Genomic DNA, 11714 nt, shown 5'->3' on the forward strand with positions numbered 1-11714 from the left:
TTCCTGTTTCCCCAGCATCGCACCATGGCTCCCATCATCACCAGCCTGCTCGACACCGATCTCTACAAATTCACGATGTGGCAGGCCATGCTGCACCGCAATCCCCAGACCGAGGCCGAGTACGAATTCGTCTGCCGCACGAAGACCGCTTTCCCGCTGGCCGAGCTGCTGCCCGAGGTGGAGCGCGAGCTGGACGCCCTGTGCGCGCTGCGCTTCACGCCCGAAGACCTGGCCTACCTGGGCGGGCTGCGCTTCATGAAGAGCGACTTCATCGACTTTCTGCGCATCTTCCAGTTCCAGCGCGCCTTCATCCGTGCCTGGGCCGATGGCGACACCCTGCACATCGAGGCCAAGGGCCCCCAGGTCCATGTGATGGGCTTCGAGATCTATGTGCTGGCCATCGTCAACGAGCTGTATTTCCGGCGCTTCGACGCCGAGGCGGCGCTGGCCGAAGGCCGCAGGCGCCTGGCCGGCAAGATAGAGCGTCTGCGCCACCTGGCCTGCGAGGCCAGGCTGCGCAATCCCTTCGAGCTGTTCGACTTCGGCGTGCGCCGGCGCTTCTCGGGCGCCTGGCAGCGCGAGGTGGTCCAGGCCTTTGCCACGCAGACGGCGCAGTGGTTCAAGGGCACGTCCAACGTGCTGCTGGCGCGCGACTTCGGCATCGTGCCCATCGGCACCATGGCCCATGAGTACCTGCAGAGCTACCAGGCCCAGGGCGTGCGCCTGCGCGACTTCCAGATCGCCGCGCTGGAGGACTGGGTGCAGGAGTACCGGGGCGACCTGGGCGTGGCCCTGACCGACACCGTGGGCATGGATGCCTTCCTGGCCGATTTCGACATGTACTTCGCCAAGCTCTTTGACGGGCTGCGGCACGACTCGGGCGACCCATATGCCTGGGGCGAGAAGGCCATCGCCCACTACCAGAAGCTGCGCATAGACCCGCAGGCCAAGCGCCTGGTGTTCTCCGACGGGCTGGACCTGGACACGGCCCTGGCCCTGTACCAGCGCTTTGCCGACCGCATACAGCTGGGCTTCGGCATCGGCACGCGGCTGACCAACGACATGGGGCTGGAGACCATCAACATCGTGATGAAGCTCACCCACGCCAACGGCCAGCCCGTGGCCAAGATCTCGGACTCGCCGGGCAAGACGCTGTGCAACGACGAAACCTATCTGGCCTATCTGCGCCAGGTCTTCGGCCTGGCCCAGCCTGTCGCCGTCTGACACCGCCCGACACCGCCAAAGCTCCATTCATGCTGCGCATCACCATTGCCCAACTCAACCCCACCGTCGGCGACATCGCCGGCAACGTGGCCCGCATGGCCGAGGCCGCTGCCCGCGCCGCGCACGCGCAGGCCGACCTGCTGGTCTTTCCCGAGCTGTCGCTGTGCGGCTACTACCCAGGCGACCTGCTGGACGAGCCCGCCTTTCGCGAGCGCCTGGAGCAAGGCTTGCAGCAACTGCTGCAGGCCACGCGCCAGTGGCCTCAATTGCACTGGGTCATCGGCGCGCCCACGCGCGCCAGCGGGCCGGGCAAGCCGCTGCACAACAGCCTGCTGGTGCTCAAGGACGGCGCCGTTCGCCTGCGCTACGACAAGCAGCTGCTGCCCACCTACAACATCTTCGACGAGCGCCGCCACTTCGAGCCCGGCCCCGACGCGGCCAAGGTGCTGCGCATAGGACAGGCCCAGGTGGGCTTTCTGGTGTGCGAGGACGGCTGGAACGACGCCGGAGCCGACTACGCCACCAACCCCTTCGCGCGCATGGCCGACGCCGCGCCCGACCTGGTGGTCAGCATCAACGCCAGCCCCAGCCACCTGGGCAAGCGCGAGCAGCGCCACGAGATCTTCGGCCAGGCGGCCACGCGCCACGGCCTGCCCATCCTCTACGTGAACCAGATCGGCGGCCAGGACCAGATCGTGTTCGACGGCGCCTCCTTCGCGGTGGAGCCCGGGCGCGGCGTGGTCTTCGAAGCCGAGCGCTTCGTGGAGGACCTGCGCACGCTGCAGTTCGGCGACGGACGCTTCCTCGACGCGGCCGGCCAGCCCTGCATGAGCGTGACGGCCGCAGGCCTGCCCACCATGGAGTTCTACCGCCGCCAGATCGTGCTGGGCCTGCGCGACTATGCGCGCCGCTGCGGCTTCACGCGCGCCGTCGTCGGCAGCTCGGGCGGCATAGACAGCGCGCTGACCCTGGCCCTGGCCGCTGAGGCCCTGGGCGCGGACAACGTGGTGGCCGTCACCATGCCCTCGCGCTTTTCGTCGAGCGGCTCGGTCGATGACTCGGTGATCCTGTGCCGCAACCTGGGCATCACGCTGCACGAGCACCCGATACGCGAACTGGTCGACGGCTATGCGCGCCAGTTCGAGGCCAGCTTCGGCCAGCCGCTGCGAGGCCTGCCGCTGGAGAACCTGCAGGCACGCATCCGCGGCACCACGCTGATGGAGTACTCCAACGCCTTCGGCCACCTGCTGCTGACCACGGGCAACAAGTCCGAGATCTCGGTGGGCTACTGCACGCTGTATGGCGACACCAACGGCGGCCTGGGCCTGCTGGGCGATCTGTACAAGACCGAGGTCTTCGAGCTGTCTCGCCACATCAACCACAGTGCGGGCCGCGAGCTGATTCCCCAGGCCATCATCGACAAGCCGCCCTCGGCCGAGCTTGCACCCGACCAGAAGGACGAGGACAGCCTGCCGCCCTATGCGGTGCTGGACGAAATCCTCAAATACGCCATCGAGGGCCGGCACCTGTCCACCGCCGAGTACGGCACGGCTGAGCGTTTTGTGACCCAGCTGCTGGGCCAACCCGGCGGGGCCGAGCTGGTTGACCGCGTCAAGCGCATGATCTTCCGCAGCGAGTACAAGCGCCGCCAGGCCCCGCCCATACTGCGCGTGCGCCCGCGCGCCTTCGGCACCGGCCGCCAGATGCCCATTGCCGCCCACTACGAATGAAGCCAGAGTGAAGCCACCGAGCCTGTTTATGCAAGAGACTGCCGCCATGGACGCCCCCCCCGAAACCCCGGCCACCAGCGAGCGCGTGCACACCGCCGTGCTGATCGGGCGCTTCCAGCCGCTGCACAACGGCCACATGGCCCTGCTGCGCGCGGCGCTGGAGCGTGCCGAGCAGATCGTCGTCGTGCTGGGCAGCGCCTGGCAGGCGCCCAATCCCAAGAACCCCTTCAGCTGGCAGGAGCGCGCGCAGATGCTGCGCGAGGCGCTGCCGCCGGCCGACGCGGCCCGCCTGCACTGCGTGCCCGTGCGCGACTACTACAACGAGCCGCTGTGGGTACAGGCCGTGCAGCAGGCCGCGCAGTCCTGCGTGCCCGAAGGCGCCAGCGTGGCCCTGGTCGGCCATTTCAAGGACGCGACCAGCGGCTACCTGGCGCGCTTTCCGCGCTGGCAGCTGATCAGCCTGCCGCGCCTGGGCCAGTTCGACGCCACGCCGCTGCGCGACATCTACTTCGGCGAATCCGGCGTGGACTTCGAGGCCCTGGCCGCCCAGGTGCCGCCCGCCACCCTGCAGTTCCTGCGCCAATGGGCCACCACGCCCGTCCATGCGCAGATGTGCGAGGAATGGCGCATGCTGGCCCGGTACCGCCAGGCCTGGGCTGCGGCGCCCTACCCGCCCGTCTTCGTGACCGTGGACGCACTGCTGCGCTGCCGCGTGCCGCACGAAGGCGCGCAACAGGACCACATCCTGCTGATACGCCGCGCCCATGCCCCGGGCCTGGGCCTGTGGGCGCTGCCGGGCGGCTTCCTGGAGCCGCGCGACACGCTGTGGCAGTCCTGCCTGCGCGAGCTGCGCGAGGAGACCTGCTCCACGCTCAGCGAGGCCGACCTGCAGGCGGCCCTGCAGTCCGTGCAGGTCTTCGACCATCCCGACCGCAGCCTGCGCGGACGCACCATCACCCATGTGCACTATCTGGACCTGGGCGTGCTGCCCTCGCTGCCGCCCGTGCAGGGCGGCGACGATGCGGCACTGGCGCGCTGGGTGGCCGTCTGCGACCTGCCCGCCATGGAAAGCGCGTTCTTCGAGGACCATTTCCAGATCCTGCGCCAGTTCCTGCCCCTTCCGGTGCAACAGCCCCTGGCGGACACGGCCGTGAAAATCGGCTAAAACCGGAGATTGCGGCGCCATCTTGCGTCGCAATACCGTTTTTCCGGGCTCCCCGTGTCCCCCCGCGTTTGAATGACTACCACCCTACAGATCCGACCCGCCACCCCCGATGACGCCGAGCTCATCGTCCGCTTCGTGCGCGAACTCGCCGTCTATGAAAAAGCCGAGCATGAAGTCCTGGCCACGCCAGAGCATGTGAAGCGCACCCTGTTTGCCGACAACCCCGCCGTCTTTGGCCTGATCTGCCTGCATGGCGACCAGCCCGTGGGCTTTGCGGTCTACTTCTTCAACTACTCGACCTGGCAGGGCCGCCACGGCCTGTACCTCGAAGACCTCTACGTCACGCCCGAGGCGCGCGGCCTGGGCGCGGGCACGGCGCTGCTGCGCCGCCTGGCGCAGATCGCCGTCGAGAAGGACTGCGGCCGCTTCGAGTGGAGCGTGCTCGACTGGAACCTGCCCTCCATCGAGTTCTACGACCGCCTGGGCGCCCTGCCCCAGACCGAGTGGATCCGCTACCGCGTGACGGGCGACACCCTGCTGGAGATGGCGCGCGAGCCGGCCTGAGGCCGGCCCCCTTCGTCTGCCTACTCGGGCTCCACGCCCTGGCGCACGGCCTGCTCGACCACCTCGCGCGTCAGCGTGGGCACGAAGGTCTCGATGAAGGCATAGGCATAGCCGCGCAGCCAGGCGCCCTTGCGCAGGCCCAGCCGCGTGGTGTTGACCTCGAACAGGTGGCCGGCGTCCAGCGTGCGCAGGCCCTGGTCGCGCTCGGCATCCAGCGCCACCGAGGCGACGATGCCCACGCCCATGTCCAGCTCCACATAGGTCTTGATCACGTCGGCGTCCATGGCCGTGAGCACCACGTCGGGCTCCAGGCCCTCGCGCGCAAAGGCCTCGTCGATGTGGGCGCGGCCCGTATAGCCCTGCTCGTAGGTGATGATGGGAAAGCGCGACAGCGCCTCCAGCGTCAGCGCCTGCTGCGACTGCAGCAGCGGGTGGCCGGGCGGCACGACCACGCCGTGCGTCCAGCGGTAGCAGGGCAGCGCCACCAGGCCTTCATAGCCGGCCAGCGCCTCGGTGGCCACGCCGATGTCGGCCTCGCCGCTGCGCAGCATCTGCGCCACCTGCTCGGGCGAGCCCTGGTGCAGGTGCAGGCGCACCTGCGGATAGCGCTGGCGGAAGTCGCGCACCACATGGGGCAGCGCATAACGGGCCTGCGAGTGGGTGGCGGCAATCGACAGCCGCCCCTGCTCGCTGGCGCTGAAGTCGGCGCCCACGCGGCGCAGGTTGTCGGCCTCCAGCATCAGGCGCTCGACGATGGGCAGCAGCGCCTCGCCGGGCGGCGTCAGCCCGGTCAGCCGCTTGCCTGCGCGGATGAAGATCTCCACGCCCAGCTCTTCCTCCAGCTCGCGGATCTGACGGCTCACGCCAGGCTGGGAGGTGTGCAGCGTGTGGGCCACCTCGGTCAGGCTGTAGCCGCGGCGCACGGTTTCGCGCACATAGCGCAGTTGCTGGAAGTTCATGGGCAAGGCTCCGCCCGGGGCCGGTGCGGCCCGGGCCTGTGGAAGGCAAAAGCAGAAAGGGAAGAGAGAGGGGGACGGCGAGAGGCTTTCAGGCCGAACAGGCCACGGCCGGCTCATCCGGAGCATCGGCCGCTGCCTCGCGGGGCAGCTCCAGCAGCTCGATCAGATTGCCTGCGGGGTCGCGCGCATAGCAGCGCCGGCCCTCGCTCACGGGCGCCACCTCCAGCGCCAGGCAGCCGTGTACCAGCAACTGCTGGCGCAGCGCATCCACGTCGCTGACCGTCAGCGCCAGGTGCACCAGGTTGCCCGCCGCGCGCTCGGTGCCGCCGGACTGCCCCTTGTAGGGCACCAGATCAATGCGCTGCCCGCCGGCCAGAAAGCTCAGGCCCGGACGCCCGGCAACGGTCAGGGCAGACAGGCCCAGCACTTCGCCATAAAAGCGCTCCATGGCCGCCTGGGCGCGCGCCGGAAAGGACAGCTGGACATGGTGGACGCCACAGACGATGGCCACGCCAGGCTTCATGGCAGTGCGGCCGGCAAGAGGGGAAGGCCAGGCGGGGCGTGTGGTGTGGGTCATCGAAGCATCTCGGAAAAGAATCAGCAGCCCGAATGCTGCTGCAGGCCATTGTCGAGACAAGTCGAAAAAACCAAAAATAATAAAAATTCAGTCTGTTATTTCCAAATCATCTCAAGAGATCGAACGCCGGTGGTCGGCACGGCGCGCCAGCCATTCGCCGCCGAACTGCAGCACCGACACCAGGGCCACCAGGATGACGATGACCTCGAACATCACACGCGTCTCATAGCGCTCGTAGCCGTAGCGGATGGCCAGATCGCCCAGGCCGCCCGCCCCCACGGCGCCCGCCATGGCCGAGGCATTGACCATGGCGATCACGCTCACGGTCATGCCGCCGATCAGGCCCGGCAGCGCCTCGGGCAGCAGCACCTGGCGCACGATCTGCGGGCGGCGCAGGCCCATGGCGCGCGCCGCCTCCACCAGGCCGCCGTCCACTTCGCCCAGGCTCACCTGGGCGATGCGCGCAAAGAACGGAATCAGGTTGGCCGACAGCGGCACCACCGCCGCCCAGGTGCCCAGCGTGGTGCCCACGATGGCGCGCGTCACCGGCAGCAGGGCCACCAGCAGGATGATGAAGGGAATGGCCCGGCCGATGTTCACCGCCGCCGACAGCCCCCGGTACAGCCGCGGCCTGGCATAGAGCCCGCCCGGCGCCGTGGTGTGCAGCACGATGGCCAGCGCCAGCCCGGCAACGATGGCGATCAGCGAGGACGCGCCCGCCATCAGCAGGGTTTCCAGAAAGGCCTGCAGGTATTTATCGAGCGGGGGCAGGGACATGGCCAAGCAGTTGCAGTGAATCGGCGCCCAGCGCCTGTTGAAGGGAAGACAGCGCGTCCGGCGAGAGCGGGGAGAGCGACGAGGGCAGATCCTGCACCGGCACGCCCACCAGCAGGCGGCCCTGCGAACGCCCGCGCATGCAGTCCAGCCCACCCTGCAGCAAGCGGGCACGCGGGCCCAGCACCTGAAGCTGCGCCAGCGGCAGGCCCTGCTGGCTGCCGCCGTCGGCCCATCCGATGGCCAGCACGGCGACGGCCTCCGGGCCATCGGCCGCTGCCACCAGTTCCAGGTCCGCCGCCAAGGCCTGCCGCAGCGGCCGCAGCAGCGCACGCGCTGCTTCCGAGCGCGGTGCCGCAAACAGCTGCCAGACCTCGCCGATCTCCTGCAGCCGGCCCTGGTCCAGCACCAGCACGCGGTCGCAGACCTCGCGGATCACGGCCATGTCGTGCGTGATGAGCACGATGGTCAGCCGCAGCTTGCGGTTGATCTCGCGCAGCAGCTCCAGGATGGACTGCGTGGTTTCGGGGTCCAGGGCCGAGGTGGCCTCGTCGCACAGCAGGATTTCGGGCTCGTGCACCAGCGCGCGCGCAATGCCCACGCGCTGCTTTTGCCCGCCCGAGAGCTGGGCCGGATAGGCGCCGCTCTTGTCCGCCAGCCCCACCAGGGCCAGCAGCTCGTCCACCCGTGCGCGCACGAGCGCGGGCCGCCAGCCTGCGGCCTGCAGCGGCAGGGCCACGTTCTCGTACACCGTGCGCGAGGACAGGAGGTTGAAGTGCTGGAAGATCATGCCGATGCGCCGGCGCAGCGCCACCAGCGCGTCCTCGTCCAGCGTGGCGACATCGGTGCCGTCCACCAGCACGCGGCCGCTGCTGGGCCGCTCCAGCGCATTGATGGTGCGCAGCAGCGTGGATTTGCCGGCGCCGCTGCGGCCGATGATGCCGAACACCTCGGCACGCGCCACCTCGAAGCTCAGCGCCTGCAGTGCGTGCACGGGCTCGCCCGCGCTCCTTCCCGCGCCCCTGCCCGTTCCCGGGTAGTGCTTGCGCACGCCCTCGAAGACGATGTGCGGCCGCTGCAGCGCATCGATTGCATGGGGCTCGCCGGCCGCCGCCTGTTCCACCTTCATTGCCTTACACGCCTCAGAAGGCCGGCAGCACCGAGCCCTGGTACCTGCTCACGATGAACTGGCGCACGGGCTCGGACTGGTAGGCGCGCAGCAGGGCCGCGACCCAGGGTGCAGCGCGGTCGCGCTCGTGCACGGCAATGATGTTCACGTAGGGATTGCGCTCGCGCCTTTCGACGGCAATGCCATCGCGCGTGGCGATCAGCCCCGCCTGGTAGGCAAAGCTGTTGACGATGGCCGAGGCATCGAGATCGTCCAGCGAGCGCGCCAGCACCACCGAGGCCGCCTCCACCAGCTGCACCTTCTTCTGGTAGCTGGCGATGTCGGCCAGGCCCGCCGTGCCCTTGAAGGGGTCGAAGCCCTCGCGCAGCTTCAGGATGCCCTGGTCCTGCAGCACCACCAGCGCGCGCGTCTGGTTGCTGGGATCGTTGGGAATGCCCAGGCGCGCGCCAGCGGGCAGGTCGGCCAGGCGTTTGTGCTTTTTCGAATAGAAGGCGATGGGCGAGATGTAGGTGTCGCCCGCCGCCACCAGCCGGTAGCCGCGCTGCTGGTTCTGGTCGCGCAGGAACGGCACATGCTGGAAGGAGTTGGCCTCGATGTCGCCGTTGTTCAGCGCCTCGTTGGGGCTGGCCGCGCCGCTGATGACCACGGGCTTGACCTGCAGACCCTGCTCGCGTGCCACGCGGGTCACCACTTCCCAGATTTCCTCGTCCACGCCGCCGCGCACGCCCACGCGCAGCGGGCCGGCCTGCGCGGCCCGGATGGCGCCTGACATCGCCGCCACCGAGGCCCCCGCCGCCAGTCCCCGCAGAAATACTCGCTTGTCCATCGCACAGTCCTTTCAAGAATCAATAGGCACCAGGGTGCAGCTCACGGCCGGCCGCGCGGGCCTGGGCCTGCAGGCGGGCGAAATGCTCGGGATAGAAGCGCTGGGCCACATCCAGGTGGGAGCGCACGCGGCCCTTGAGCGCGTTCTCGCCCACATGGCTGAACAGCGGGTTGTCCGGGTCGCTCTGCGGCCCCGTGGCCAGCACGGCCAGCTCGGGCGGCAGGGTCAGCAGCGGCACCTGGCCCAGGTCCAGGCGCGGCGCCAGGAAGTAGGCGATGGAGTAGCGCTGCACGCCCGCGCGCGGCACCAGCACGCGATGCACGTTGGCGCGCAGATAGCCGTTGGTGGCCAGCTCCAGCATCTCGCCGATGTTGATGACGAAGGCCCCGTCGCGCGGCGGCACATCGACCCAGCCGGCCGGCGTCTCCACCTGCAGCCCGCCCACCTCGTCCTGCAGCAGCAGGGTCAGCAGGCCGCCGTCCTTGTGTGCGCCCACGCCCTGGCCTGCTGCGCCCAGCTCGCTGCCCGGGTAGTGGATGATCTTGATGCGGTGCGCAGGCAGGCCGCTGACCAGGGCGTCCAACGCGCCCTCGGGCAGCTGCAGCGCGGCCACGAAGTGGCGCAGCAGCTCCAGCGCCACGCCATGCGCTGCCGCCTGCCAGGCCAGCACCTCCTCGCGGAACCCGGGCAGGGCCTGCGGCCACTGGTTGGGGCCTTGCAGCCCCTTCCAGTCCGGCACGCCGGGGCCTGCGGGAATCTCGGGCGACTCCTCGCCCAGGTCGATCTGCTCGCGCTGGTCGGGCCGCTGGCGCGTGATCTCCATGCCCACGGCCGTATAGCCCCGGAAGTGCCGCGTGTTGGCAATGGCCAGCGCCTGCTTGTCCGCCAGCGGCAGCGCAAAGAATTCGCGCGCGCGCCGCTGTATGCCCTGCCATGCGTCCCGGCCTATGCCGTGCCCTTCCAGGTAGAAGAAGCCGGTGTCGCGTGCCGTGCGCGCCAGCTGGCGCAGCGCCTGGGCCTGCGTGGCCGGGTCGCGCAGGGCCTGCAGGTCGATGACGGGCAGGGCCGGGGTTGCCGCCGTGGCGGCGGGCGCTTCGAGGGTGGATGCTGTCAAGGTGCTCATGCTGTGCTGCCAGGGAAGTGGGAAGGAAGGGGCGCTCAGGCCGCCAGGCGCTGATCGCGGTCTTGCTCGTGGTCTTGTTCGCGGTCTTGTCCGCGTTCGGCAGCCAACACCGCATGGCCCTGCGCCTGCTCCAGCGCCTGCTCCAGGTCGGCCAGCAGGTCCTGCGGGTGCTCTATGCCGATGGACAGGCGCACCAGCCCGGGCGCAATGCCCACGCGCGCCAGCTCCTCGTCGCTGAGCAGGCTGTGCGTGGTCTCGGCAGGAATGGCGGCCAGCGACTTGCTGTCGCCGATGTTGACCAGGCGCAGGAACAGGCGCAGCGCGTCATAGAAGGCGCGCGCCGCCGGCCGGCCGCCGCGCAGCTCGAAGCCCAGCAGCGCCGGCACATGCCCGCCGCGCAGCTGGCGCAGGGCCAGCGCGTGGTCGGCGTGGCCGCTCTGGCTGGCGTGGTGTATGCGCTCCACCAGCGGATGGCGCTGCAGGAAATCGATCACGGCCAGCGTGTTGCGGCTGGCGCGCTCCTGGCGCAGGCCCAGTGTCTCCAGGCCCTGCAGCAGCAGGAAGGCGCTGTGCGGCGCCAGCGCCGCGCCGCAGTTGCGCAGCAGCACGGCACGGGCCCGCGCGATGAAGGCGCGGTCGGGAAATTTCTCGGTGAAGACAAAGCCCTGGTAGGCCGGCTCGGGCGCGCTGAACTGCGGGTAGCGCCCCGCGTGCGCCACCCAGTCGAAGCGGCCGCTGTCCACAATCAGCCCGCCCAGCACATTGCCGTGTCCGCCAATGGCCTTGGTGGCCGAATGCACGACGATGTCGGCGCCCCAGTCGAAGGGCCGCAGCAGCAGCGGCGAAGCCACGGTGTTGTCCACCACCAGGGCCACGCCGGCCGCATGGCTGATATCGGCCAGCTGGCGCAGGTCGGCAATGCCGCCCGATGGATTGCCCACGGACTCCACGAACACGGCCTTGGTGCGCGGCCCTATCGCCCGGCGCAACGCCTGGAAATCATCCTTGGCCACGGCCGTGCTCTGCACGCCGCGCGAGGCCAGCACATGGGCGATGAAGTTGTGCGTGCCGCCATACAGCTGCGAGGCCACGACCACATGGTCGCCCGCACTGGCCAGCGTGGCCAGTGCCACGTCGATGGCGGCCATGCCCGAGGCCAGGGCCAGCGCGGCCACGCCGCCTTCGAGAGCCGCAATGCGCTGCTCCAGCACCGCCAGCGTGGGGTTGGCCGTGCGCGAGTACACATCGCCCTCCTCCACCAGGCCGAACAGGTTGGCGCCGTGCTGGGCGCTGTCGAACACGAAGGAGGTGCTCTGGTAGATGGGCACGGCCGCGCTGCGCTGCTGCTCTCGCCCCCGGTAGCCGGCGTGCAGGGCCTGGGTGTCCTGCTGCCACAGCGCATCGCTGGCTGCGTCGTGCGGGGCGGACTCGGTGCCGGTCGCTGAGGTCATGCATGGACTCCGTATGAGTGGTCGATGCAGCCCATTATTTGAAGCCCGCGCCCTGCGCACTACGAAGAAAAACGCGTTCGCTTATTCGGTTTGCGCATGTCGCCGGGCCGCGCCCTTCCTAGTTGCCACGCACATATGGATGCGCGTTTTGCGTCGTTGGAAACACGGCACTCAGCGGACAGCATCGGCAGT

Annotated in this window: 11 protein-coding genes; 4 read left to right on the forward strand and 7 right to left on the reverse strand. The window is 69.3% G+C overall.

Annotated features, from left to right (window positions below; translation table 11 throughout):
• Positions 1-24: 24 nt before the first annotated feature.
• From pncB to ACN20X_RS26730, 4 genes are all read left to right on the forward strand, one after another.
• Complete coding sequence (gene pncB / locus ACN20X_RS26715) at positions 25-1224, forward strand: nicotinate phosphoribosyltransferase (protein ID WP_012207404.1); 1200 nt, start codon at positions 25-27, stop codon at positions 1222-1224.
• Between the two features lie 29 nt (positions 1225-1253).
• Positions 1254-2954, forward strand: a complete 1701-nt coding sequence (locus tag ACN20X_RS26720; RefSeq protein ID WP_432675246.1) for an NAD+ synthase — start codon at positions 1254-1256, stop codon at positions 2952-2954.
• 46 nt (positions 2955-3000) lie between these two features.
• Entirely contained in the window at positions 3001-4119 is a 1119-nt protein-coding gene (locus ACN20X_RS26725) for a bifunctional nicotinamide-nucleotide adenylyltransferase/Nudix hydroxylase (protein WP_473210045.1), read from the forward strand.
• Positions 4120-4191: 72 nt separating this feature from the next.
• Positions 4192-4683: a GNAT family N-acetyltransferase gene (locus tag ACN20X_RS26730; RefSeq protein WP_034397032.1), complete on the forward strand. Its 492-nt coding sequence runs from the start codon at positions 4192-4194 to the stop codon at positions 4681-4683.
• Between the two features lie 20 nt (positions 4684-4703).
• Here ACN20X_RS26730 and ACN20X_RS26735 read toward each other — a convergent pair whose 3' ends face one another.
• From ACN20X_RS26735 to ACN20X_RS26765, 7 genes are all read right to left on the reverse strand, one after another.
• Entirely contained in the window at positions 4704-5642 is a 939-nt protein-coding gene (locus ACN20X_RS26735; protein WP_013800726.1) for a CysB family HTH-type transcriptional regulator, read from the reverse strand.
• 88 nt (positions 5643-5730) lie between these two features.
• Positions 5731-6219 (reverse strand): VOC family protein, encoded by a 489-nt coding sequence (locus ACN20X_RS26740; protein WP_432675243.1) that lies wholly within the window; start codon positions 6217-6219, stop codon positions 5731-5733.
• Positions 6220-6330: 111 nt separating this feature from the next.
• Entirely contained in the window at positions 6331-6996 is a 666-nt protein-coding gene (locus tag ACN20X_RS26745; protein WP_013800725.1) for a methionine ABC transporter permease, read from the reverse strand.
• Entirely contained in the window at positions 6974-8122 is a 1149-nt protein-coding gene (locus ACN20X_RS26750; protein ID WP_151019265.1) for a methionine ABC transporter ATP-binding protein, read from the reverse strand. Before ACN20X_RS26750 ends, ACN20X_RS26745 begins: the two co-directional genes overlap by 23 nt.
• A 13-nt stretch (positions 8123-8135) precedes the next feature.
• The gene (locus ACN20X_RS26755) at positions 8136-8948 is read right to left on the reverse strand and encodes a MetQ/NlpA family ABC transporter substrate-binding protein (protein ID WP_012207412.1); all 813 of its coding nucleotides are present in this window, start codon (positions 8946-8948) and stop codon (positions 8136-8138) included.
• A 19-nt stretch (positions 8949-8967) separates the two neighbouring features.
• Positions 8968-10071: an isopenicillin N synthase family dioxygenase gene (locus tag ACN20X_RS26760; RefSeq protein ID WP_043790067.1), complete on the reverse strand. Its 1104-nt coding sequence runs from the start codon at positions 10069-10071 to the stop codon at positions 8968-8970.
• 35 nt (positions 10072-10106) lie between these two features.
• Positions 10107-11522: an O-acetylhomoserine aminocarboxypropyltransferase/cysteine synthase family protein gene (locus ACN20X_RS26765; RefSeq protein WP_151019266.1), complete on the reverse strand. Its 1416-nt coding sequence runs from the start codon at positions 11520-11522 to the stop codon at positions 10107-10109.
• Positions 11523-11714: the final 192 nt, after the last annotated feature.

It is taken from the genome of Delftia sp. PX-1 (genome assembly GCF_055797465.1).

Bases quoted from the DNA above. Each gene is read 5' to 3' on its own strand.
- ACN20X_RS26745 (WP_013800725.1), bottom strand. From the start codon at position 6,996: ATGTCCCTGCCCCCGCTCGATAAATACCTGCAGGCCTTTCTGGAAACC.
- ACN20X_RS26755 (WP_012207412.1), bottom strand. From the start codon at position 8,948: ATGGACAAGCGAGTATTTCTGCGGGGACTGGCGGCGGGGGCCTCGGTG.
- ACN20X_RS26760 (WP_043790067.1), bottom strand. From the start codon at position 10,071: ATGAGCACCTTGACAGCATCCACCCTCGAAGCGCCCGCCGCCACGGCG.
- ACN20X_RS26750 (WP_151019265.1), bottom strand. From the start codon at position 8,122: ATGAAGGTGGAACAGGCGGCGGCCGGCGAGCCCCATGCAATCGATGCG.
- pncB (WP_012207404.1), top strand. From the start codon at position 25: ATGGCTCCCATCATCACCAGCCTGCTCGACACCGATCTCTACAAATTC.
- ACN20X_RS26735 (WP_013800726.1), bottom strand. From the start codon at position 5,642: ATGAACTTCCAGCAACTGCGCTATGTGCGCGAAACCGTGCGCCGCGGC.
- ACN20X_RS26765 (WP_151019266.1), bottom strand. From the start codon at position 11,522: ATGACCTCAGCGACCGGCACCGAGTCCGCCCCGCACGACGCAGCCAGC.
- ACN20X_RS26740 (WP_432675243.1), bottom strand. From the start codon at position 6,219: ATGACCCACACCACACGCCCCGCCTGGCCTTCCCCTCTTGCCGGCCGC.
- ACN20X_RS26725 (WP_473210045.1), top strand. From the start codon at position 3,001: ATGGACGCCCCCCCCGAAACCCCGGCCACCAGCGAGCGCGTGCACACC.
- ACN20X_RS26730 (WP_034397032.1), top strand. From the start codon at position 4,192: ATGACTACCACCCTACAGATCCGACCCGCCACCCCCGATGACGCCGAG.
- ACN20X_RS26720 (WP_432675246.1), top strand. From the start codon at position 1,254: ATGCTGCGCATCACCATTGCCCAACTCAACCCCACCGTCGGCGACATC.